The organism is Flintibacter sp. (assembly GCF_046973065.1).
Genome location: NZ_JBKVXZ010000007.1, coordinates 48,029 through 70,516 on the forward strand (window position 1 = coordinate 48,029; position 22,488 = coordinate 70,516).

Below are 22,488 nucleotides of genomic sequence, written 5' to 3' on the forward strand. Positions count from 1 at the left end.
TCTTAGTGTCTGGTGGAATAACCCAGGTGGGGCTCGTTCTTCAGGCGCAGCAGACGGGAACCGCCCACCTTGTCCAGCAGCTCGTCGTTATCCTTGACGCTGTAGACCCACTTATCCAGATAGTCCTTGAAGGTCTCGGGGATGGCCACGCCGGCCTCAGCATCCTCAGCAGCCTTCTTAGCCTTGGCAGCAGCCTCGGCCAGCTTGGCGTCGTCGGGCTTGGCAGCGGCAGCCTTCTCAGCCTTGGCAGCGGCCTTAGCCAGCTGAGCCTTGGCATCCTCGGCGTCCTGATACTTGGAGGCCTTGTCGTACTCCTTCAGAGCGTGGGAGTCGTTGTCGTAGTAGTTGTAGCACTGAGAGGGCCAAGCGCCGTAGGGGCAGTGGACAACAGCGTCCACGCACTGACCGAAGATGCGGGTCAGGGTAGGATCGCGGCGGATGTACTCGTCGCTGACCAGATCCTCGCAGGTGACGATGACCTTACGGGCGGCAACAGCGATGTCCACATCGTGGAACTCGTCGCCCTCGATGATGCAGGTGCCATCGGGAGAAGCCTTCTGCACGTGGATGATAGCGGTGTCCAGCTTGGGCACGGGAACAGCAACAACCTTCTCACCGGGGTTGAAGGGGTTCTCCACCTCAACGCACTTCAGGTCGTCCACCTTGTCCAGAGTCTTGCGCTGCTCCTCGCTGATGCCCCAGTACTTCATCAGACCGGAACCCTGCATCAGACGCACGGGCAGGAAGGGCAGGCCCAGAGAAGCGGCATGCAGCTGAAGCATCAGCACGTCCTGAGAGTAGTCCTCGTAGGTCAGCTGGCCCTTCTCGATGGCAGCACGGAAGCGGCGGGAAACGTTGGTGTAGCCGGAGTTAGCGGTATAGCAGTTGATGTAAGCCTTGACACGGCCCTCACCGATCAGCATATCCCAGTCGCCGCCGGCAGGACCGGCCCAGACGGTGAAGTCCTTCTGGCCCTGACGCAGGATCTCGGCCACCGCGGCATAGGGCTTACGGTTGGTGGTAAAGCCGCCGAAGGAGATACAATCTCCGCTCTCGACGAATTTCGCAACCGCGTCGTGCAAGGTGTAGACTTTGTTCATAATGAAAACCCCCATTACACAATTTTTTGATGTACGGTTTTTATTCCCTGACTTCGCGTGATTTCCAAAATTACACGCTTTGGTTCATCTTGTGCCAGTCTATCACAAGATGTGCAAAAGGTCTTTGGGGAACTTGGCGAAAAGTTTGCATATATTCGCTTCCCGTGCTATAATGCTATCATAACACAACCAACAAAAACGGGCAAGTCTCTGCCCTTTGTTTTTGCTTGAATTGTACAGTTCTTCCAGCGGGAGGCCCTTATATGACCAATGTTGACTTCCATCTTCAGCTCAACCACAATGAAACCTGGAGCATGAGCCGGCTCCATTTCCATGACTACTATGAACTTTTTCTGCCCCTCACCAGTCCGGGCAATATTTTTGTCAGCGACCAGGTCTATCCCCTGCGCCGCGGCACTTTATATTTAATTGGTGAAAATACCCTCCACCGCACCATTGCCACCGGCTTTCACGCCCGCTATGTGCTCCACGTCAGCCGCAAGACTCTCTCCGACCTGTCTACCCCCCAGACCGACTTTATGCAGCTGACCCGGGACAGCTTTCTTCGCGCTGCCATGACCAGCGAGCAGATGATTGAGATCATCGAGCTCTTCCAGGCTCTGGAGCGCAACAAAAACGACGGCAGCTTCGGCAGCGATATCCACCAGACCATTGCACTTTTGAATCTGCTCCTGCGGGCCGCCCCGATTCTCACCTCTGCCACCGCCGGCGACGCAGTGCGCAACAAGGATTTTCTCCGGGTCGCTCCTATTCTGGACTATATCCGCAATAATCTCTCCGAGCCTTTGACCCTGGACCAGATCGCCAACCAGTTCTATATCAGCAAGCACTATCTGTGCCGCATCTTCAAATCGGCCACCGGTTTCTCCGTAATGGAGTACATTATCTACAGCCGGGTTCTGCGGGCCCGTCAGCTTCTTAAGGAAGGTGTAAGCGTCCAGCAGGCCGGCGAGATGTCCGGCTTCTCCGACAACTCCCACTTTATCCGCACCTTTGGTCATCTCACCGGCACCTCCCCCGGACGCTATGCCCGAGAGTATCAGACCAGCGACCAGGTTCTGCTGCGGGAAAACGGGAAGTCCGGGAAAGGCTGATTTTCACACTGCGCATAAAAAATGGAGCGGCATATGCCGCTCCATTTTTTGTATTTAATCTCTGGGCCTGCGGTAGAAGTTTCCCGCCAGGCGCTCGGTACGCAAGACATTGATAAATGCCTTGGGATCCGCCTGATGGACCATACGGGTCATTTTCCGAACCTCACCCACATAGACCACTGTGTAAATCAGAACACAGCGCTCGCCGTTGTAAAGTCCCACACCCTCAACCAAGGTTGCAGTATGGTGCAATTCCTGAATCTGGGCACACACGCCGCCAGCGCTTTCCCGTCCGGTGACAATGAGCACCGTAACCTGTGTGCTGTCCGGGTCCATAACTCGTACGACCTGGGTCGAGGCAAACTGGAAAATAATCGAGTACAAGGCCGATTCCCAGCCGAACAGGGCGCCTGCGATCAGCAGCATCACCACATTGCCCGCCAGGATGTAGTTCCAGGTACTCACGTTCCACCGCTCCATCAAGGGAATAGCAATGAAGTCGGTGCCGCCGCTGGTGATGCGGACATAGAGGCAAATACCAATGGACACACCGTTAATGAGTCCACCGAACACCGCCACCAGCAAAGGATCCTCCGTAATGGGGAAAGAGGGTACCAAGTCAGTAAAAATACTGGTAAGTACGATGACAAAGCAGGACCAAAGGGTGAAGCGCTTGCCCACGTACTTCAGGCAGAAGAGGGCAGGCAAAGCATTGATGGCGATGTTAATGGGGCCAAAGGGAAGCTCTACTCCCGCAAACTCCCAAGCACATCGCATAATCAGGCGGGTCAGTCCGGTAAAGCCTCCCGGGAACAGATCTCCCGCCTGAACGAAGCTGTTGAGGTTTACTGCTACGATCAGCGCAGAAATGGTGGAGATAATCAACCGGGCAACCACCGACTCTGCCAGATCCCGCTTTTTTATCTGGTTCACGCTGACACCTCGTTCACTTTACCTCAGACAGAACGTCCAGATTCTTCATAAAATATTCTACGCCCGACCAGATGGTGGTCAGTACGATCACCGCTACACAGATCGCGCTGAGCTCCACAAACCGGGGCAGCAGCAGCATCAGGCAGATACAGACCATGGTGGAAGCGGTCTTCACCTTGCCGGACCATCCAGCAGCAATGACCCGTCCCTTGTCGGCGGCCACCATCCGCAGTCCGGACACGGCAAACTCCCGCACGATGACAATGAGCAGCGCCCAGCCCGGCATGTGACCAATCTCTACAAACCACAGCATGGCGGCCGTCACCAGACATTTATCCGCCAGGGGATCCATAAACTTGCCGAAGTCGGTAGTCTGGTTGTAGTGCCGGGCGATGTATCCGTCCAGCGTGTCAGTGAGACTGGCTACGATAAAAATGGCCAGCGCCCAGTAGTTGGCCCCCGGCACATGCAGGTAAAGCACCAGCAAAAACAGGGGGATCATAACCACCCGAGCCAGGGTCAGCTTATTTGCGGTATTCATGAGAATATTCAGCTCCTCTTACTCTTCTTCCTTACTCTTCAATCTCACCGGTCAGATCACCGTCGGACACACCGGTGATGCGCACATGGACAAACTCGCCGGCCGGCACCAGTCCCGCGGCGGTAAAGTACACGTGGCCGTCAATCTCCACCGAGTCGGCATAGGTCCGGCCCACGAAGCATCCCGCCTGGCTGTCAAAGCCCTCGCAGAGCACTTCCATCACGGTCCCCAAGCGCTCCTCGTTGTACTCATCCATAATCCGGGACTGGAGGTCCACCACCAGCTCTACCCGGCAGGCCGCCACATCGGGGTCCACCTGGTTTTCCATCTTCTCAGCCAGGGTGCCCTCCTCCGGGGAGAACTGGAATACACCGGCCCGCTGAAGCTTCTGCTCCTTGAGGAACTCACACAGCTCCTCAAATTCCGCCTCGCCCTCGCCGGGCAGACCACAGATCAAAGAGGTGCGGATCACCACATCGGGGATGGCTTTGCGCAGACGGGCAAACAGCTCTTCCAGCTCCACCTTCGTATTGCGGCGGCGCATCGCCTTCAAGATCCCGTCATTGCAGTGCTGGATGGGGATGTCCAGATAGTGGACGATCTTCTTCTCGCTGGCAATGACCTCCACCAGTTCGTCGGTGATGGCCTCGGGATAGAGGTAGTGCAGGCGGATCCAATGGAAGGGCAGCTTGCACAGTTCCTTCAAAAGGCCTGCCAGTGTGGTGCCATCCCCCAGGTCGCTGCCGTAGCGGGTGATGTCCTGAGCAATGACGATAAGCTCCTTCACCCCGGAATCGGCCAGAGACTTGGCCTCCTCCAGCAGATGATCCATGGTGCGGCTGCGGTAGCGGCCACGGAGTTTGGGGATGATGCAGAAGGCGCAGCCGTTGCTGCATCCCTCTGCAATCTTCAAATAGGCGGTGTAGGGAGGCGTGGTGACCATCCGCTCCCCGTCGTCATAGGCCCGGTCGATCCGCTCAAAGTGCTCCGACCGCTCCCCGGCCATCAGCTCCTCCACGGCGGTAACCACATCGGTGTAGCTGCCGGTTCCCAGCATACCGTCCACCTCAGGCAGGTCCTTACGAATGTCATCGGGGTAGCGCTGGGTCAGGCATCCGGCCACCAGCAGCTTCTTCAGCTTGCCGTCCTGCTTGAGCTGGGCCAGCTCCAAGATATTTTCAATGGCCTCGCTCTTGGCCGACTCAATAAACCCGCAGGTATTCAGCACCGCCACGTCAGCCCCCTCAGGCTCTCCGGTGACGATGTGACCTGCCTTGCGACACAGGGCCATCATCTGCTCGGTATTCACCAAGTTCTTCGCACAGCCCAGGGAGACAAAGGCAATCTTATAAGGCATCATATCGCTCCTAATCTTGTCATTTTTCAATCCAGATCGTCCCGGCTGTACCGGTCCAGGACCGGCCGGATCTCCTGCCATTGGTAGCCCCGGCGCAGCAGCGCGTCGGAGACCCGCTTGAGTTCCCGGCGATCTACTTCTTTCCCGGCAAGCTTCTTGGCCACGAAGGCCTCAATGGCGTTTGTAAGATCCTGAGCCTCTTCCAGGGCCTGCTCCCACATCTCCCGGGGCACTCCCCGGCGGTAGAGCTCGTCCTGGAGTTTCCGCACACCATAACCCTTTCCAGAGTAGTGGCGCACCACGGTACAGGCGTACCGCTGATCATCCAACAGGCCCAGTTCCTCCAGCCGGTCGCAGATCTGGGCAGTTTCCTCCTCACTGGCCTCCCAGCTCTCCAGCTTGCGCTCCATCTCCCGGCGGGAGATGGGCTTGGAGGCAGCCAGATTGAGGGCTTTTTCTTTCAGCCCGCTCTTCCGGGCAGCCTGGGTGATGGCCCGGAGTTCTTCCTCAGTCAGTTCCTTCCCTCCGTACAAAGAGAAGTTCAGCACCTCATTTTCGCCCACACGGAGCAGTGTACCGTCCTCCAGCTGGGCCAGCCATCGGCCCTGAACACGCTGGGAGGGCTTGAGCTGTACGATCTTCACTTAGTCCTCGCCGTCCTGGAAGTCGTCGGCGGAGATGTCCACCGCACGTCCCGCAGCCCGGGCAGCCGCCTGGCCCTGCTTGGACAGGAGCTTGAAGGAGTTGGCACGGATCTTGGCCTCCAGCTCGTCGGCCAGATCGGGGTTATCCCGCAGGAACTGCTTGGCAGCATCCCGGCCCTGACCCAGGCGCAGCTCGCCCATGGCAAACCAGGAGCCGCTCTTCTGCACCAGATCCAGCTTCACACCCAGGTCGATAAGCTCGCCCACCTTGGAGATGCCTTCGCCGTACATGATATCAAACTCCGCCTCCCGGAAGGGGGGAGCTACCTTATTCTTCACGATCTTGGCCCGGGTGCGGTTACCGATGATCTCGGAGCCGCTCTTCAGAGCCTCGATGCGCCGCACGTCGATACGCACGGAGGAGTAGAACTTCAGCGCCCGGCCGCCGGTGGTGACCTCGGGGTTGCCGTAGACCACGCCCACCTTTTCACGCAGCTGGTTGATAAAGATCACGATACAGTTGGTCTTGGCGATGGAGCCGGCCAGCTTACGCAGAGCCTGGCTCATCAGCCGGGCCAGCAGACCCACGTGGCTGTCGCCCATGTCGCCCTCGATCTCCGCCCGGGGAGTCAGGGCTGCCACCGAGTCCACGACCACCACGTCGATAGCACCCGAGCGCACCAGAGCCTCACAGATCTCCAGACCCTGCTCGCCGGTGTCGGGCTGGGCAATCAGCATGGAGTCGATGTCCACGCCCAAGGCCCGGGCATAGGTGGGATCCAGGGCATGCTCGGCGTCGATAAAGGCCACCTCGCCGCCCCGCTTCTGAGCCTCGGCCACCACATGGAGGGCCAGAGTGGTCTTACCGGAGGATTCCGGTCCATAGATCTCAATGATACGGCCCCGGGGCATACCTCCGATGCCCAGAGCCAGGTCCAGGGACAGGGAGCCGGTGGGGATGGACTCCACCATCACGTCCACATTCTCTCCCAGACGCATAATGGAGCCCTTGCCGTAGGCCCGCTCGATCTGGGCCATGGCGGTCTCCAACGCTTTCTTCTTATCCGAGGCGGGAGCGGCGCTCTCCACCACAGGCTTTTTGGTTGCCATATCTGATTACTCCTTTTCTTCCGTCGGCGGCCGGGCCGCCCAGCTCTCCCGCGCCGGCGGGCACGGGTTTATCCGTTGATAGTTCCCTCCACAACACGCCAGATTCCCTGGGTGTCAGCGGTGGTCTGGATCTGTTCAAATCCGTTCTGGGCCAGAATATTTTCCACATCCGGCGCCTGTCCGATTCCTACCTCAAAAATAAGAGAGCCGCCCAGACGGATGGCATTTTTCCATTTAGCAGCAATAAAGCGGTAAAAATCCAGACCGTCTGCGCCGCCGTCCAGAGCCATGTGGGGTTCGTAGTCTTTTACGCTGTGGTCCAGGCCTTCAATATCTCCGGTGGGGATGTAGGGAGGATTGCTCACAATTACGTCAAAATCCCACAGAGAGGAGGCGGGGGGCTCCATGGCGTTCACCGACAGGCAGGTCACCCGGGCGTTAAGCTCGTTGCGGCGCACATTCTGCTTGCACACCCGCAGAGCACCCTCGGACAGCTCGCCCAGCACCACCCGGCAGTCGGGGGCGTTGGCGGCGATGGCCAATCCCACGCAGCCGCTTCCGGCACACAGATCCAGCACCCGGGCGCCCTCTCCCGCTGCTCTGGCCCGCAGGATGCCCCGCTCGGCCAGCACCTCGGTATCGACGCGGGGGATGAGCACGTCATTGGAAATATTCAGGGGCAGTCCGTAAAACTCCCACTCGCCCACGATATAGGCCACCGGCTCTCCTGCCAGGCGGCGCTGCACCAGCTCTTCCACCCGGCGCTCCATCTCGCCCGAAACATACAGGGGCATGTCCCGGTAAAACTGCTCCCGGCTCTTATCTGCCGCATAGCAAATAAGCTCCCGGGCCTCCAGCTGTCCTGCCTCGATCCCTGCCTTACGCAGACGCGCCCGGGTATCCAGGAATAAATTGTTATAGGTGGTAGCCATTGCCTCACCTTCCGTCTTGTTTTCTATACTGAGAGGAATATCTCCTCGGTTTTCTCTGGTTTGCAATTGAAATTTGGGGTTAGGACAGGCTGCGCGCTTCGGGATCACGCTGCGCTTTGGGTCCATGGCCGGGTCGCTTTCGCTGCGTCTCGGGCAAAAACCAGCCCCGCATAGCGGGCCTTGGGTTTTCACCCTCGCTGCGCTCCAAGCTCCCCTATGGACCTAAGCTCCGCGCTTCGCGCTGTCACGCTGCGGGCTGGGCGCATGGCCGGAACGACAACTCCTCCGACTCTGGGCAGACCCGGTTCAGCCTTTGGCTGTCCCTGGGCTCTGCCCATCCGCTCCGGAGTCTGTCGCTCCTATGCGCCTGCCCTCCGCGCTTCGTATTACCAAGCGTCCTCGCCCTTATTCTCCGGCAGCACCAATTCCAGAGCCTTGATGCCCACCTCGATCATAGAGTCGTCCGGTTCAAAGGTGGTAAAGTTCTGAAGCCACAGGCCGGGAGCCACCAAAATCCGGGTCACAAACCCGTCATGCCGTCCCGCCCAACGGTTAAACTCATAGCTGATGCCCACAATGACAGGCAGCATGGCCAGGTGGGCCAAAAACCGCCAAACCACATGGTGAACCGGCCAAATAGCAAAGACCACCGTGGAGACCAGGATGGAGATGGCAATCACCATAAACAAAAAGCTGGTGCCGCAGCGAGGATGGTGTCGGGGCTGTTTGCGCACATTTTCCACCGTCAACGGCAGTCCCGCCTCATAGCAGAAAATGGTCTTATGCTCCGCTCCGTGGTATTGAAATACCCGGCGAATATCCTTCATATGGGAACACATGGCCAAATAGCCCACAAAAATCACAATTTTCAGTACGCTCTCCGCTACATTGCGCACCAGCATGGAGTCCGTGACCAACGTCACAGCGCTACCCAACAGGGTGGGCAGCAGGAAAAACAGGCCGATAGACATGCAGATGCCCAGCACTACTGCCACCATTACAATGACAGATGCAGCCTTTTCACTGCCCAGCGTCTTTTCCAGCCAAAGCTCAAACTTGGAGGGCTCCTCGGGCTCTTCCTCCTCTTCCGGGAAAAACTCGGCGGAATACATCAGCGCCTTTACGCCCTCCACCATAGAGGCCACAAAGGTCACCACCCCCCGCACAAGAGGCAGGCCCAGCAGGGGATATTTATCCTTGATCAGCTTCAGCTCACTCTCCCGAATGGCCAGCTGACCGTCGGGCTGACGCACCACGATGGCCTGCTTCTTTGGCCCGCGCATCATGATGCCTTCGATCAGCGCCTGACCGCCGCACATGGTCTTGAAACCGCCCTTCGGGCAGGCGCAGTTTTTTTGCTCTGTTGACATGAATCTTGTTTCTCCTTTTTTCCAGGGACAGGCAGTCCCACAGGCATTCTATCAAGTTCCCATGGGAATTGCAACCGGAAATTCGAACTTATGTTTCAATCGGCAAACGGAGCGTCACCAGGCAGCCTCCGCCCTCGGCATTTTCAATGTCCAGAGTTCCCTCATGGCGGGTAACGATCTCTTCACATACGGCCAGACCGATACCGGAACCTCTAGCCTTGGAACTTCCTTTATAGAACTTGTACTTTACGTGAGGCAGCTCCTCCTCCGGGATGCCGGGACCGTAGTCCCGGATACGGATGACTGCAAACTCCTCTTCCTGGGCAATGGACACATCGATGCGTTTGCCCGAGCCGCCGTGCTTGCCCGCATTGTCCAGCAAGTTGCAGAATACCTGGCGCAGCCGCTCCGGATCGCCGCTGATGGGTACCGCCTCCTCCGGGCAATCCTGATAGGTAAGCTCGATACCCTCCCGGCGGAAGAACTCCCGGTAGGTATACACCGCGTCCTCCAACTCCGCCTTCAGGTCCAGAGGCTCCACCGACAAAGTGAATCGTCCGTCCGACATGCGGGAGAACTCCAGCAGCTCCTCCACCATGTTGGTCAGCCGCCGCGCCTCAGAGACGATAATATCCATACCCTTACGCACATCCTTGGGGTCTCGCAGTTCGCCGCTCTGGATGGTCTCTGCCCATCCGGTGATGGCGGTCAGAGGGGTGCGCAGTTCGTGGGAGACAGAGGAGATAAACTCCGACTGGGTTTTTTCCGACTGTTTGATTTTTAGGGACATATCGTTGATGGTGTCGGTCAGTTCGCCGATCTCATCATCAAACTTTTTCTCAATCTGTACGCCGTAGCTGCCGTCGGCAATGAGCCGCGCCGTCTCGGTAATGCTGGCCAGCGGCTCTACAATGGAACGCACAAAGTAGAGGTTGGAGAAATACACCAGAGCAAGGATCACTGCCCCCAGCATGCATGCCAAAGCGACGGACAGGAAAAATTGCCAGTCAATAGCCACCAGCGAGGTTACATACCGCACGATGGCCACAGTCTGTCCATGGTAGACCACCGGCGCAGAGGCAGCCACGATCCGCTCTCCAGTGTGGGGGTCGGTTCCCATCCACGCCTTGGACTCCTGGTTAACCAGCACGCTCTGGATATCGGGCGTACCCGGCGTGGTACCTGCCGCCAAGTCATTACTGGAATACTGTACCGCTCCGGTCACATCCAGAAATTGCAGTTCCAGCTTGGTCTTGTTCTCAAATTCCTGCACCGCGCTTTGGGCATTGCCCCAAAACTGGCTGCGGGTATAGGAGGCAAATCCTCGTGCCCGGTCCTCTGCCTGGCGCTGCAGATCATTGATCGTTGTGGTGTAATAATAGCTCCACATGGCTGCGGCAAAGGTGCCCAACGCCATGGCCAGCACCAGCAGCACCACGCCTACACTGTTGATGAGCCAGCGCCGCCGGATACCCCGGATCTTCACTTTATCGGTTACAACGACCTTCTTGGCCATTTGAGCACCTCCCCTCTTAAGTCTCGGGTTTCCGCAAGGTTTTATGGTGTTTCATGATTTTGTGTCCGCGCTTTGGGATCGCGCTGTTGATTGGGCACGCGGCCGGGTCGCTTTCACTGCGTCTCGGGCAAAAACCAGCCCCGCTGCGCGGGTTTAGTTTTCACCCTCGCTTCGCTCCAAGCTCCCCTATGGGCCTAAGCTCCGCACTTCGTCTTGTCACGCTGCGGCGGCTGCGCAACGCGCGGCTTCCCTCCGTCTCGGGCTTGGAACAGGTCCGCTTCGCGTCCCTTCGGTTCCGCGCCCTCGCTCCGGTCCATCCGCGCTGCTCCGCACGCCTCCGCGCTTCTCCTTAACTCCCCCACTTATATCCATAGCCCCACACAGTGTTCACATAGGTGGGTTTGGTGGGATTGTCTTCGATCTTGATGCGCAGGCGGCGGATGTTCACATCCACGATCTTCAGCTCGCCAAAATAGTCCTTGCCCCATACGGCATCCAGGATCTCCTCGCGGGACAGTGCTTTCCCGGGGTTTTCCATAAACAGCTTGACGATTCCGTACTCCACCTGGGTCAGCTTCACCCGCTGTCCGTTCTTTTCCAAAGTACGGTTGCGAGTATTGAGCAGGAAGGGAGGCTGGCTGATCTCGTCAGGCGAGGTCTCCTCTTCTTCCCCACCGGTACGGCGGAACAGGGCATCCACTCGGGCGGTGAGTTCGGCGGGAGAGAAGGGTTTGGTCACATAGTCGTCCGCTCCGGTCATCAGGCCGGTGACCTTGTCCATCTCCTGGGTACGGGCGGTAAGCATGATGATGCCGATCTTGTTGTCCATGGCACGAATACGGCGGCAGACCTCAAATCCATCAATGCCAGGCAGCATAATATCCAGCAGAGCCACCTTGATTCCCGGGTTTTCTTTCAGCGCCACCAGGGCGTCCTCTCCGGTAGCGGCCTCAATGGTTTGATACCCCGCCCGCTTCAGGTTGATCACCACGAAACTGCGAATGTTCTCTTCATCTTCCAATACAAGAACTTTTCTCACGGTTTTCCTTCCTTTCGCAGCACAGTTCAGTCTGACCATCCGCTCTGGATCAGCTTGAAGGCCGAAACCAGTTCAGTCTCGTCCATCCCGCAGTCCCAGGAGGAATTATAGAACGATGCGGCATACACCGCGTTCTCCTCCTCCCGCAGGATAAAGCGGTTAGAGGTATTGGCCCGGTTGGTCTGACTGGTAAATTTGTAGATTACCAGGAAGGGACTGGGATCTCCGCTCCCCTCCAGGTGATAGAAGATCACCGCCCGCTGGCCGCTGATCGCGTCATAGCGGGAGATGGTAATACAGTCCTTCCAGGTGTCCGGAATGATCAAATACCATCCGTCGGTCACATTGTGGTACGTAGTGCAAACTTCGATGCACTGGCCGCTGCTGTCATACTGATACCAGTCAATCAGCCAGTAGTCCGATGCGGTACTGTCTTCCTGTCCCGGCAGCGGACTGGGCTGAGGCAGCTCCAGCACTCCGTCTCCGTTCACATCCGAGGGCTCCAGGTCCACATAGCGGCTGAGAGTCTCCCGGCTGATCCCGGTCTCCGGAGCCAGGCTGATATTGGTGAGCTTTCCCTGCTGATAGGCGATCACATCCACGACATGACTGCCGTCAGACAGCTCCGAAGAGACATACAGCGCCCGGACCGGCGGATCGCCATTGATGAAGTTCTCTTCCACTCCGCCCCGGCCTACGCTCACCACACCGGTTGACAATGGAGCGGTGCTCAGTTTTTTGAAGGCACTGTCCTTCCAGCCGTACACATCCACACCGCTGTTGGTCAGGGAGGGATCGATGCGCACAATCGCAACCTCTGTACGGGAATCCTGGTCAATATCGGTTAAGATATAGTCTCCATAGGCGGTAGTCATCCACTCCGAGCCCCGCAGATCATCGTTCTGCACGGATGCAGCGCCGTTTTTACTGGAATTGGCCATTTGCAGCCGGCTGCGGCTCATGGGCGCTTCCACAGAATATACACCCAACAAATATGCGCCGGTACTCATCTGCCAACTGACCACAACTTCTTTGTAGCCGCTGCCGTCCAGATCTGCATAGTCCACCCGATAGATGGCGGAGCCATCTCCCTCCAGCATGGCGCTGACAGTGTAGATGTCATCTTCACCTTTGGTAAAGAAGAAAATCTTCTGAGGCTTCTCTGCGCCAGGCACACGGAAAAAGGTAACCGCGGTCTCCCGCTGTCCGTCTCCGTCCATATCCTGAAGCTGGATGAGGGCGGTGTTATCACCGGAGAGGACCGACGTATCCTCCACTTCGGTCACACCATACTCCTGGGCCAGCTTCCCCTTGACTTCCCGAATCTTCTGGGTCAGATTTTCATAGTCCGCAGAGCGCTCCGGACTCTGGTAAAGCTCCTCGGGAGAGCGGAAAAAGCAGCCTGACAGTACCAGCGTCAGCGCCATGAGCATGGCAGCCAGCACCCCTGCTGAAATCCATCTGTTCTTCATGGCACCCGCTCCTTTCCTTCTTCTGCCTTTCGGCTCTAGTTCCATAAAAGTCCTGTTTATCATCATACCATAAAAAGAAAGAAAAGAATATGGATTTTTCGAAAAATTCCAGCTCTTTTTCCGGCATTATCACGAAACAAGCGCGCAGCAGCATTCGTATGCTGCCGCGCGCCCGGCGTAAAATATCAGGATGCTTGGGGCATGGTGACCAGTGCTTTAAACAAGTCTCCATCCACCACCAGTTCAAAGGTTCCTCCCTGCAGCTCGGTCAGGCTGCGGGCAATGGACAGCCCCAGCCCGGATCCTTCCGTGGTACGGGAGGTATCCCCCCGGACAAAGCGTTCCATCAGACGCTCTGCCGGAATGTTCAGTGCCTCTCGGGACACATTTTTGATGGCCAGCGTGACACTGCCCTTGCCCCGGATGAGCTCAATGTAGATTCTTGTCCCCTCCAGAGCGTATTTGGCACAGTTGCCCAGCAGATTATCGATCACCCTCCACAGGTGCCGCCCGTCGGCGTAGACATAGCTCTCCCCCTCCGGTTCGGTGCACACTACGGTCAATCTGCGCTCTTCCAGCTTCTCTTCATACTCTCCCAGCGCCTGGCTGAGCAGCTGGCTCATCCCGATCCGCTCCCGGTTCACCGACAGCGCACCGGTGGACGCCTTGGACGCCTCCACCAGATCCTCCGTCAGTTTCTTGAGCCGCTGAGACTTCCGGTCCAGCACCTCAATATACTCCTGGGCCTTGGGATCGGTCTGCTGGGTAGATTTCAGGAGATTGACATAGTTGATAATCGAAGTCAGAGGCGTTTTCAGGTCGTGGGATACGTTGGTAATGAGCTCTGCCTTGAAGCGCTCGCTCTTCATTTTCTCGTCCACGGCGGTGTTCAAGCCATTGGAAATGTTATTGAGTGCTTCGGCGTGCTCTCTCAATTCCCCGGGAAGGCGGGTCGTATCGATTTTGTGGTTTACGTTTCCGGAGGCAATGACCTCCGTTCCCTTCCGGATCCGGCGGAAACCCGCAGACCACCAGCATACTGCAATCAAAGCCACAACATTCACGCACATACCAGGTAGCGGACGATAGTAGGACAGCGGCTCCCAGTAGTCCGCAAAGAAGATCACACCCAGATATCCAAGAAAGGCCAACACACTTTTCCATGTGACAGGCAGATTTTTCACAAAATATGCCAGGCTGGACCACACCCAGACGATCAGCCGGAGAATCAGCGTGGTATGGACCAAATTATGAGTTTTGCAGCGCACCGTAATGGTCCGCACCACCAGGGCACCGATACCAGCGCATCCAACGATAACTACTCCAGCCAAGGGGATACTTTTCCGAACCGCAGCATCCCCGTACTCCCACCAATACAGCAGAGAGTCAAGCTGTTCCACAAGCATATAGCCGCCAAAGATTACGCCCCCTACCAGCAGAAGGAGATAAAACTCCAGCGGAATCCGCTCCTGCCAGGTACCTGCGCATTCCTCCTGCTCCGGTTTGTGGCCTGAACCCCACAGGGCAAACAAAAACAGCCCTGCCGCCGCAGTTCCCAGTGCAATGGTCAGCCCCATATAGAAGTTGAAATTGGTATAATCTATGGCAAAATCTGCATATACTTCATAAAATTCATCGTGTATTTCCATCTTCTCCATCGGTATAACCCCATAGAGCAAGATTCCAGAGTATTCTTCCCAAGTTACGGTATAGACTTCCTGAACCTGTTGTTCCAAGGTTCCTGCAGACTCATCCAAATTGGTATAAATAACTTGGCTTCCGTCTTTCGTAAGAAATTGGTAGCGGAAATTGGTATTGCTCCGGCTCAGTTCTTCCTCTTTCTGCTTTACCTCGCTGCGGTAAATCTGTTCCGTCTCAAAATCCAAAACACCTGTCAGTGCATTCTGGGAATCCACATAGACTTTCACCCGGCCTATGTAGTCATCCAGCACTCGGGAAAATCTTCCCGTATCCTGCGGTATACTGTCGTTGACACAGGACAAGCCCAGAATGGTCTTCTGTCCGAACACAGCACAGCCCCATACCGCCACCAGGAACAACACCCAGGCCGCCAGACGGATCAGCAGGTTCTCCTGCAGTTTCCGCACTTAAATACCTCCCTTATCCATCTTATAGCCCAGGCCCCAAACCACCTTCAGGTACCGAGGCTCGGCAGGGTTGATCTCAATTTTCTCCCGCAGGTGCCGGATGTGCACAGCCACTGTGTTCTCCGAGCCGTAGGCAGGGTCATTCCACACCTGCTCATAGATCTGCGCCGAGGAAAATACCTGGCCCGGGTGAGTCATCAGCAGCTTCAGGATGTTATACTCAATGGGGGTGAGGGATACCGGCTCCCCATCCACGGTTACCAGCTTGGCGCCGTCATCCATAGAGATAGGCCCTACACTCAAAAGACCAGGCGCCTTCTCAGCTCCGCCCAGAGCAGTATACCGCCGCAGCTGGCTCTTTACCCGGGCGATCACTTCCAGGGGATTGAAGGGCTTGGTGATATAGTCATCCGCACCGATATTCAGGCCCAGAATCTTGTCGTTATCCTCGCTTTTCGCCGTCAGCAGAATGATGGGAACATTGCTTCCCTCCCGCAGCTTGGCAGTGGCGCGAATGCCATCCAGCTCGGGCATCATAATGTCCATGAGAATCAGGTGAATATCGTTCTGCTCCTCCGCCCGCAGAGCTTCATTGCCGTTATACGCCTTGACTGTCTTATATCCTTCGCTGCTCAGATAGATATCCAGGGCGGAAACGATATCTTTATCATCATCACAGATCAAAATGGTGTGCATGCTGTCCTTCTCCTTTACAAAATGTTCTCTCATTGGTAGCATAGCACAGTCCTTTTAAGATGCAAGGCTTAAAATCTTAAGAACCGCTAAATTTTCTTCCAATCCTCCAGTTCCAATCCCTATGGTTATTTTTCTCTTGCAAATCAGGGTAAATTCGTGTATAATACATATTGCCTTTGCCGGTGTGATGGAATTGGTAGACGTAGTGGACTCAAAATCCACCGCTGGCGACAGCGTACCGGTTCGAGTCCGGTCACCGGCACCATAATGAATGAGCCCCGCTTTTCGAACTATTTTATCGAAAAGCGGGGCTCATCGCATGTGGAAAGCCTTGTGACAAGGGGCTTTCCGCTTTTTATAGCTCCTGATTTATGTCCAAAATTTTTCAAATATAAAAACAATATTTTTATATCGGTCAGAGATTTAGACAGCACTTTCCGATAAAACAGGCTTGTAAGCATCTTCAAATGCCTGTGGTGTCTTATAATTCAGCGTTTGGTAAGGTCGCACTTCATTGCAAAAGCGAATATACTCTTCTACGCTTCTGCGGAAATTCAGAGGTATAGTTCTTCCGATAGGCTTCCTCTTTCTTGAATGTCGAGAAAAAGGTCTCGGCCACAGCGTTGTCCCGCGGTCTGGCCGTAGCAGAAAAGGATTGCTTTACTCCATACCTTTGGAAAAGCCCTATCAGTGCTTTTGAAATGTATTGTTTCCCACGGTCACTGTGGAAAGTCAGGTTTTTAGGTTGTCCACGCTCCTGAAATGCTGCCTTAAATGTGGCTGTGACCAGGTTTATGCTCATGTTTCGGGATATCCGCCACCCGACGATTTTGCGTAAGTATAAATCCAAGATGATGCAGAGATAGACCCAGTAGCTTTTGACTTTAAGTATGTAATATCGCTGACCCATATCTGATTTGGATGACCTGCTGAAAACTCCCGCTTCAGCAGGTTTTGCTTTTCATATTGTTGTTTGCGCTTGAACTGATTTTTAGCATCTACTCGGACGCTGCTGAGGCCCATTTTCTGCATGATGGCTAAAATGCGCTTCTTACTGACATAGATACCACTGTCCGCCAAGACAATGCGTATTTTTTCTGCACCGAAGCGTTGTTCACTGTCATCGAATACTTGCTTCGATCTGCTCTGTAAAAGATGTGGTTGTAGAAGGTTCCTCTTGCAACCCCCAGCGCATCGCAAAGTTCATGAACGCTGTACGGATTATCCGTCCGTTTATTATAGTTCCTCCAGGGTGTCAAGCTTTTTCTGTAATGGTACATTGGAGAGATAGCCGGATTGATGAATGATTTCCATATAATGCTCTAACCTTTTCAGCCGCCGGGCCATTGCATCAAATTCCGCAAGCGTGTAGGTGCGATTGGGCATTTCGATAGAGCAGTATTCTTTGCGCCATTGATATAGAGTGCTTTAAGAAATATGAAGTTCCTGGCTTAATGCTTTAATAGATACGCCTTTCTCGTAACGACGGATTATTTTGACCTTGAGTTCGGCAGGATAGGTGGTTGTCATAGTATCAGTTCCTCTTAGATGATACTATTATTGTATATTGTATACTCTTATTGTTTGGGTAATAATCATATGGTATTATTATTTGGAAAATCAGTATTTTCGACATAACAATGCTTCGGTAAATCTTCCGCAAAATGGCATCGATTTTGAACGCGAAAAATGCAATTGAGGAGCCTTAATGCATTACTTAGCGAATATAAAAAATCTATTATCAAAATCCTATTCAATTCAATACTCTGTTCATGAAATGAGGTGCTATTATGTATACCAACTTGACATTTGATCAATTTGCTGACTATGCAAAAGAAAACAACTCTGCAATCCTTCAGCCTTTAATTCTTCAAATCCGTGATTTTTATAGAAAGATTAATTCTACACTGGAACGCAGTACCAATAGATATAAAAATGCCGTGGTATCAATTCTGGATCAATTTCCAGTAAAAATATTAACAGGAGTTGATGGTAAAGACCTATTTTATGTTGATAATAAACCCGTTTCCCAAGTTGACATCTTAGTTTCTGCTTTAAGGGATTACATTGCAAAATTCGAATCAATAGAATATTTGGATTTTCTTAGCGAAGAAAAAAGAAATGTGGTTTTTGTTGGACCAAATGGTTGCGGAAAAACTACATTATTAAGAAAACTCCAACAAGACACAAAAGGAGCAAGTATTCAATATTTTCCAGCAGATCGAGTTCTACTTGTAAGCGAAAATTTTAATCCTAAGCGCTCCTATGATGCTTTCAAAAAAGATTTTGATGAAAGCTATAAGCGATCAACTAATATTGACTATGCTTGGCAAGGAAATGAAATTATAGCGCAATTTGATTATTTCATTAATCTTCTTGAACGCGAGCGAAATGAAGAAAACGAAAAAAGAGTATATAATGGTGTAACTGAAAAAATTATCAGAAAGTGGCATGATCTCGTAAAAGACAGAGAGCTGTTTTTTGAGCATGGTCTTTGTGTTAGACCATTAAGTGGTGAAAAGTACCCTCTGAAGTACATGAGCAGTGGAGAAAAATCAATTCTTTATTTCCTTATAGGGATATTATTACAAGAGGAAAAAGACTTTTACTTTATTGATGAGCCTGAAAACAATCTAAATCCATCCATTGTTTCAAAATTATGGAACTTTATTGAGCGAGAGCGCCCGAATTCTGTGTTTGTTTATCTAACACATGATAGTGACTTCGTCGCCTCAAGAGTAAATTCCAAAATATATTGGATTGAAAAGTATGATGGGCAAAAATGGGAATGGCAGCAATTAAAAGAGAACAAAGATTTACCTCAACAATTAATGATTGAGTTAGTCGGAAGCAGAGAACCGATTATATTTTGTGAATCTGAAAATGAATATAAATATGATTCGAAAGTGTTTAAGCTCATGTTCCCGGAATTTAAAGTTGTTTCCTCTGGTGGGTGTGATCAAGTAATAGCATCTATTAAGGCATACAATACAATACAATAGGGTTGCCACAAAAAGTATATGGTATTGTTGACTGCGATTATAAAATGGATGATTATTTATATTCATTGACTGCTGACGGGATATACCATTTACCGTTCTTCGAAATTGAGAACTTCTTGTTATCTGAAGAATTGTTGCAAATAATGATTGAAACTTATTGCCTCGAAGAAAATAGTGTAACAGTGGTAAGCAATGTGAAGCAAAAGATTTATGACTTATTTGTTGAGCAGAGAGACTCTTGGATAGCCAAACATGTCGCTTTTGACTTGCGTGATAAATTTGATTATCGCGGTAAAATAAAGTCTTTAAAAGACATAGAGCAACTTAAAGCTTTATACAATGCCGAAAGGAAAAGTGATGATGAGATTGATGAAATAGCAAAAAAATATATAACACTTCATTCAGAATTAGTTGCTGGAAAAGACTACAGCACAATCCTTAGGCACTTAGATGCAAAAGGCCTAATTGCACAATGTAGATCTTTATTTAAATTCGGTAAAACCGTTCACTATGAGCAGCAGGTTTTTACACTTTTAAATTCTGATAAAGGTGACTTACTTTTAAAAAAAATCAGATATCAGTATTTATCGGAAATTAAAGCATAGTTTTTATGGATTGGAAATTGACACTCAAATTAGAAAAACAAATTACGGCTGAGGCTTCGCATATCTTATAGTGTTGCGATGTTTCAAAGGAAACAAAACCTGCGTGTAACAAACGTTATACGCAGGTTTTGTTTTTTCGATTTATATCTATATCGACTATATCGGTAGTGTCAAGGATTTTTCGCAAATTAGTTTGCAGTCGCTGGAGTAAATGAAGTCAGCCAGCAATGGAGGCATCCTCAAGGACGGCCTCCAGGTGATTCATATTCATGTACTTCTTGTTGCCCCACTGGGTACCGGCCACATGGCGCAGCCGGGCACAAACCAGCATAAGGGCAGAGTTGCCGTCTGGGAAACTGCCCACCACACGGGTGCGGCGGCGGATCTCCCGGTTCAGCCTCTCAATGACATTGTTGGTGCGGATGCGGGTCCAGTGTTCGCTTGGAAAGTCGCAGTAGGTAAGAGTCTCTTCTATACCATCCTCTACCTTCTTGGCGGCCTCCTTCAGTTTCATGGAACGGATTTCCTCCACCACAGCCTTAGCCTTTTCTCTGGCGGCTTTCTTGCTCTCCTGAGCATGGATCGCTTTGAGCATCTTGGCCACCAGTTTCACCTTGGAGCGAGGCGTTACAGAGAACACGTTGCGGTAAAAGTGGACGGTGCAACGCTGGTACTTTGCTTCGGGGAACACTTCTCCTACGGCCTCCAGCATGCCAAGGCACTTGTCTCCAACCACCAGCTTGACCCCGTCCAAGCCACGGCCATGCAGCCACTGGAAGAAGCTGACCCAGCTGGCTTTGTCCTCTTTCATACCCTCAGCGGCGCCCAAAACCTCTCGGTATCCATCCTCATTGACCGCGATTGCCACCAGAATAGCCACATTTTCAAACTCTCCACCCCAGTTGCGGCGCAGGTAGATCCCATCCACATAGACATACGGATAGTGTCCGCCCTGCAGAGGGCGGTTTCGCCAATCCTCGATGTGGACATACGCTTTCTTGTTCAGTTCACTGATGGTGGAGGGAGAAACCTTGCTGCCCCAGAGGGCCTCGGTAATGTCCTCTACACGCCGGACGGATACGCCGGCCAAGTACATCTCAATGAGAGCCTCTTCCACGCTGCTCTCCCGGCGGCGATACCGCTCAATAATAGCGGTCTCAAAAGAGATCCCTTTGAGTTTAGGTACCTTGAGAGTTACATCCCCAGAAGTGGTGGTGAGGTTGCGGCTGTAGTGGCCGCTGCGGTAGCCCTGGCGCTGCTCGTTACGCTCGTACCGTGCCGCTTGGGTCAACTTCTCTGCTTCGGCCTCCAACAGCTCGTTGAGCGTTTCTTCTACACTTCCACGCACAAGTTCCTTGAGTTGGCCCTTGATAACTTCTTCGTTTAGCTGTACAATCTTTTCCGACATGGTTTGCTGTCTCCTTTCGAATGGTGTGTCGCGACTTCATTCTACCAGAGATCTGCAAGCCATGTCTCTTTTTGTTTTTGCGAAACTTATTCTACCTTATCATTCTTATAGAAGAGGATTATTATACCCACCACTACCCAAAGTAATTAACCCACCAAAATCCCATGCACCACGAATCGAGCATTTTCAAATTCATAACTACAGGTAGAAAGAGTCAGCACCTTGTCTTGCAAAGCCGGTTGGACCTCACTTTGGAAAATCGAACGCTCTTTTGTCTCCTCCAGCCACTGTCCCCATTCCTTTGTGGAGGAAAATTCCAGTCTCCACGCCTCCTCATCTACACTGGCCACATAGCCAGAAAACAGTTCTACGATAAACCTGTCCTCTGGTGTAACCAGGAGCATCCGAGGATGCTGTTCGTAAAAGCGTTGTTCTTTATATTCGGTGAGGGCTGCAAACATGGTTCCATTTTTCATGTAGTGTCCATAGATGATGGAGTGGGCATCAGAAAAGTCGGCTGCCCGGCAGTCCAGAAACAGGGAGCCGCCAGGGTTATAGCTGCCGTCGGGTAGGTGGGTCAAGTAGTAGTCATTGTCCTCCCCCTGTACTACGGGGTAGTGAATAGCGGTACCCTCACAGGTAAGCCAGCCTTCGATATGTGGGCTGTTTTCCCGCAGGGCGGCAAAATCCACCTCTGGCCAGGAAATGGCCTCTGATTCCTGGGTACTACTCTCTGGGAGATACACCGCCTGGCTGAACTTCTCATACATCGCTTCGCTTTGGTGGCTCTCCTGCCAGTACCGGCAGAACTGCGCACCGCTGATCTCAAAGAGAGCCAGACAGACCGCCGCAATCCCCCATCGTACCCACCTTTTCATAACCCGGGCTCCTGATCAGAAGATTCAGACGGCTCCTCCGCGGCGGTCAGTTCGGTGGAGCCCGTTTGCTCTGTTGTCTCTATTGGATCACTCACTTCTGGCATGTCGGCCGGTTCTGACGAGCCAGACGGTTCCGCCGGGGTGGTCTGGGGCTGCTGAACCGGGGCAGTTGGCAAGGTGTTCTGCTCCGTGGGTGGGATTTCTGCAGGCGGTTCTATTGGTATTAGAACAGCCACTGCGGAGATGGAAATGTGGGAAGGGTTTTCTGTCAACAAATACCCGGGTATAAACACATACCCATTGTCTGCGTCATACTTAACGCCGCTGCTCCCACCATCGGGGACAGAATATGTCTGTCCGTCCACGGTTACCTGGATGGATGTTGGCAACTGGTAGCTGTCATATGCGGTCAGGCACATCGAAAAACTGCTCTGCCCGGGGGTCCAATTACTAAGGGAGCTTATGGAATCGTAGAAAATATTTGAAAGATTGTAGTCCGTAGTAGGTGGGTAATAGCGGGGGGTGACCTCCAGATTAATACTTTCCACCTGCTCATCCCAAACATACTTTCCCAAGGTGGGCCCCAGGGGGAGGCTGATTACCACGGTTGCCAAAGTCAGCCCAAGAAACCAACCCAGGGGAATTTTGTGTTGTCTCATAGC

At 53.1% G+C, this 22,488-nt stretch carries 22 protein-coding genes and 1 tRNA gene; 4 read left to right on the forward strand and 19 right to left on the reverse strand.

The features are described from left to right. Positions 1-2: 2 nt before the first annotated feature. Positions 3-1,100, reverse strand: a complete 1,098-nt coding sequence (locus ACLTXB_RS04570) for a CoA transferase subunit A (protein WP_008982778.1) — start codon at positions 1,098-1,100, stop codon at positions 3-5. 263 nt (positions 1,101-1,363) lie between these two features. Here ACLTXB_RS04570 and ACLTXB_RS04575 point away from each other — a divergent pair, with 263 nt between their 5' ends. Then, a complete protein-coding gene (locus tag ACLTXB_RS04575) occupies positions 1,364-2,215 on the forward strand; it encodes a helix-turn-helix transcriptional regulator (protein ID WP_151075424.1) in 852 nt (283 codons plus the stop codon). A gap of 54 nt (positions 2,216-2,269) precedes the next feature. Here the strand turns inward: ACLTXB_RS04575 and ACLTXB_RS04580 are convergent, their stop codons facing one another. The 12 genes from ACLTXB_RS04580 to ACLTXB_RS04635 all read right to left on the reverse strand — a co-directional run bounded on the left by ACLTXB_RS04580 (position 2,270) and on the right by ACLTXB_RS04635 (position 15,933). Then, on the reverse strand, positions 2,270-3,148 hold the full coding sequence (locus ACLTXB_RS04580; RefSeq protein ID WP_008982786.1) for a YitT family protein: 879 nt from the start codon (positions 3,146-3,148) through the stop codon (positions 2,270-2,272). 13 nt (positions 3,149-3,161) lie between these two features. Beyond that, positions 3,162-3,689: a CDP-diacylglycerol--glycerol-3-phosphate 3-phosphatidyltransferase gene (gene pgsA, locus ACLTXB_RS04585; protein ID WP_008982787.1), complete on the reverse strand. Its 528-nt coding sequence runs from the start codon at positions 3,687-3,689 to the stop codon at positions 3,162-3,164. Positions 3,690-3,720: 31 nt separating this feature from the next. Continuing rightward, entirely contained in the window at positions 3,721-5,046 is a 1,326-nt protein-coding gene (gene rimO, locus ACLTXB_RS04590) for a 30S ribosomal protein S12 methylthiotransferase RimO (protein ID WP_428226183.1), read from the reverse strand. Between the two features lie 26 nt (positions 5,047-5,072). Continuing rightward, entirely contained in the window at positions 5,073-5,690 is a 618-nt protein-coding gene (locus tag ACLTXB_RS04595) for a regulatory protein RecX (RefSeq protein WP_428226184.1), read from the reverse strand. After that, entirely contained in the window at positions 5,691-6,800 is a 1,110-nt protein-coding gene (recA, locus tag ACLTXB_RS04600; RefSeq protein WP_008982790.1) for a recombinase RecA, read from the reverse strand. A 68-nt stretch (positions 6,801-6,868) separates the two neighbouring features. Then, positions 6,869-7,732 (reverse strand): peptide chain release factor N(5)-glutamine methyltransferase, encoded by an 864-nt coding sequence (gene prmC / locus ACLTXB_RS04605; RefSeq protein ID WP_235398328.1) that lies wholly within the window; start codon positions 7,730-7,732, stop codon positions 6,869-6,871. 386 nt (positions 7,733-8,118) lie between these two features. After that, positions 8,119-9,102, reverse strand: coding sequence for a DUF1385 domain-containing protein (locus ACLTXB_RS04610; protein ID WP_428226185.1), 984 nt, complete (start codon positions 9,100-9,102; stop codon positions 8,119-8,121). Between the two features lie 88 nt (positions 9,103-9,190). Continuing rightward, positions 9,191-10,618 (reverse strand): sensor histidine kinase, encoded by a 1,428-nt coding sequence (locus ACLTXB_RS04615; protein ID WP_428226186.1) that lies wholly within the window; start codon positions 10,616-10,618, stop codon positions 9,191-9,193. Positions 10,619-10,967: 349 nt separating this feature from the next. Next, positions 10,968-11,657 carry a response regulator transcription factor gene (locus tag ACLTXB_RS04620; protein ID WP_008982794.1) on the reverse strand — a complete coding sequence of 230 codons (690 nt, stop codon included), beginning with the start codon at positions 11,655-11,657 and terminating at the stop codon, positions 10,968-10,970. A 26-nt stretch (positions 11,658-11,683) separates the two neighbouring features. Beyond that, positions 11,684-13,129: a hypothetical protein gene (locus tag ACLTXB_RS04625; protein WP_428226187.1), complete on the reverse strand. Its 1,446-nt coding sequence runs from the start codon at positions 13,127-13,129 to the stop codon at positions 11,684-11,686. A gap of 185 nt (positions 13,130-13,314) precedes the next feature. After that, positions 13,315-15,237 carry a sensor histidine kinase gene (locus tag ACLTXB_RS04630; protein ID WP_428226188.1) on the reverse strand — a complete coding sequence of 641 codons (1,923 nt, stop codon included), beginning with the start codon at positions 15,235-15,237 and terminating at the stop codon, positions 13,315-13,317. Next, positions 15,238-15,933 carry a response regulator transcription factor gene (locus ACLTXB_RS04635; protein ID WP_428226189.1) on the reverse strand — a complete coding sequence of 232 codons (696 nt, stop codon included), beginning with the start codon at positions 15,931-15,933 and terminating at the stop codon, positions 15,238-15,240. It abuts the gene before it with no gap. 178 nt (positions 15,934-16,111) lie between these two features. Between ACLTXB_RS04635 and ACLTXB_RS04640 the strand changes: the two genes are divergently transcribed. Further along, positions 16,112-16,198: transfer RNA gene (locus ACLTXB_RS04640), tRNA-Leu, on the forward strand. Positions 16,199-16,444: 246 nt separating this feature from the next. Here the strand turns inward: ACLTXB_RS04640 and ACLTXB_RS04645 are convergent. From ACLTXB_RS04645 to ACLTXB_RS04655, 3 genes are read right to left on the reverse strand one after another with little or no spacing between them, the layout of a single operon-like run. After that, a complete protein-coding gene (locus ACLTXB_RS04645; protein ID WP_428226190.1) occupies positions 16,445-16,843 on the reverse strand; it encodes a DDE-type integrase/transposase/recombinase in 399 nt (132 codons plus the stop codon). Then, the gene (locus ACLTXB_RS04650) at positions 16,732-17,133 is read right to left on the reverse strand and encodes an IS3 family transposase (protein ID WP_428226191.1); all 402 of its coding nucleotides are present in this window, start codon (positions 17,131-17,133) and stop codon (positions 16,732-16,734) included. The genes ACLTXB_RS04645 and ACLTXB_RS04650 overlap by 112 nt, the downstream gene beginning before the upstream one ends. A 36-nt stretch (positions 17,134-17,169) precedes the next feature. Next, the gene (locus ACLTXB_RS04655; protein ID WP_428226192.1) at positions 17,170-17,319 is read right to left on the reverse strand and encodes a hypothetical protein; all 150 of its coding nucleotides are present in this window, start codon (positions 17,317-17,319) and stop codon (positions 17,170-17,172) included. A 404-nt stretch (positions 17,320-17,723) separates the two neighbouring features. Between ACLTXB_RS04655 and ACLTXB_RS04660 the strand changes: the two genes are divergently transcribed. Together ACLTXB_RS04660 and ACLTXB_RS04665 are read left to right on the forward strand one after the other, a co-directional pair. Next, positions 17,724-18,935 (forward strand): ATP-dependent nuclease, encoded by a 1,212-nt coding sequence (locus tag ACLTXB_RS04660; RefSeq protein ID WP_428226193.1) that lies wholly within the window; start codon positions 17,724-17,726, stop codon positions 18,933-18,935. A 2-nt stretch (positions 18,936-18,937) separates the two neighbouring features. After that, entirely contained in the window at positions 18,938-19,540 is a 603-nt protein-coding gene (locus ACLTXB_RS04665; protein ID WP_428226194.1) for a DUF4435 domain-containing protein, read from the forward strand. A 217-nt stretch (positions 19,541-19,757) separates the two neighbouring features. On the opposite strand, the gene ACLTXB_RS04670 is transcribed toward ACLTXB_RS04665, so the two are convergent. The 3 genes from ACLTXB_RS04670 to ACLTXB_RS04680 all read right to left on the reverse strand — a co-directional run bounded on the left by ACLTXB_RS04670 (position 19,758) and on the right by ACLTXB_RS04680 (position 22,485). Next, positions 19,758-20,948 (reverse strand): IS256 family transposase, encoded by a 1,191-nt coding sequence (locus ACLTXB_RS04670; protein WP_428226195.1) that lies wholly within the window; start codon positions 20,946-20,948, stop codon positions 19,758-19,760. 146 nt (positions 20,949-21,094) lie between these two features. Next, positions 21,095-21,826, reverse strand: a complete 732-nt coding sequence (gene srtB / locus ACLTXB_RS04675) for a class B sortase (protein WP_110441300.1) — start codon at positions 21,824-21,826, stop codon at positions 21,095-21,097. Then, a complete protein-coding gene (locus tag ACLTXB_RS04680; RefSeq protein WP_428226196.1) occupies positions 21,823-22,485 on the reverse strand; it encodes a hypothetical protein in 663 nt (220 codons plus the stop codon). The genes srtB and ACLTXB_RS04680 overlap by 4 nt, the downstream gene beginning before the upstream one ends. Positions 22,486-22,488 lie beyond the last annotated feature (3 nt).

Bases quoted from the DNA above. Each gene is read 5' to 3' on its own strand.
- ACLTXB_RS04570 (WP_008982778.1), bottom strand. From the start codon at position 1,100: ATGAACAAAGTCTACACCTTGCACGACGCGGTTGCGAAATTCGTCGAG.
- ACLTXB_RS04575 (WP_151075424.1), top strand. From the start codon at position 1,364: ATGACCAATGTTGACTTCCATCTTCAGCTCAACCACAATGAAACCTGG.
- pgsA (WP_008982787.1), bottom strand. From the start codon at position 3,689: ATGAATACCGCAAATAAGCTGACCCTGGCTCGGGTGGTTATGATCCCC.
- rimO (WP_428226183.1), bottom strand. From the start codon at position 5,046: ATGCCTTATAAGATTGCCTTTGTCTCCCTGGGCTGTGCGAAGAACTTG.
- recA (WP_008982790.1), bottom strand. From the start codon at position 6,800: ATGGCAACCAAAAAGCCTGTGGTGGAGAGCGCCGCTCCCGCCTCGGAT.
- prmC (WP_235398328.1), bottom strand. From the start codon at position 7,732: ATGGCTACCACCTATAACAATTTATTCCTGGATACCCGGGCGCGTCTG.
- ACLTXB_RS04610 (WP_428226185.1), bottom strand. From the start codon at position 9,102: ATGTCAACAGAGCAAAAAAACTGCGCCTGCCCGAAGGGCGGTTTCAAG.
- ACLTXB_RS04615 (WP_428226186.1), bottom strand. From the start codon at position 10,618: ATGGCCAAGAAGGTCGTTGTAACCGATAAAGTGAAGATCCGGGGTATC.
- ACLTXB_RS04625 (WP_428226187.1), bottom strand. From the start codon at position 13,129: ATGAAGAACAGATGGATTTCAGCAGGGGTGCTGGCTGCCATGCTCATG.
- ACLTXB_RS04635 (WP_428226189.1), bottom strand. From the start codon at position 15,933: ATGCACACCATTTTGATCTGTGATGATGATAAAGATATCGTTTCCGCC.
- ACLTXB_RS04645 (WP_428226190.1), bottom strand. From the start codon at position 16,843: ATGGGTCAGCGATATTACATACTTAAAGTCAAAAGCTACTGGGTCTAT.
- ACLTXB_RS04655 (WP_428226192.1), bottom strand. From the start codon at position 17,319: ATGCCCAATCGCACCTACACGCTTGCGGAATTTGATGCAATGGCCCGG.
- ACLTXB_RS04660 (WP_428226193.1), top strand. From the start codon at position 17,724: ATGTATACCAACTTGACATTTGATCAATTTGCTGACTATGCAAAAGAA.
- ACLTXB_RS04670 (WP_428226195.1), bottom strand. From the start codon at position 20,948: ATGTCGGAAAAGATTGTACAGCTAAACGAAGAAGTTATCAAGGGCCAA.
- srtB (WP_110441300.1), bottom strand. From the start codon at position 21,826: ATGAAAAGGTGGGTACGATGGGGGATTGCGGCGGTCTGTCTGGCTCTC.
- ACLTXB_RS04680 (WP_428226196.1), bottom strand. From the start codon at position 22,485: ATGAGACAACACAAAATTCCCCTGGGTTGGTTTCTTGGGCTGACTTTG.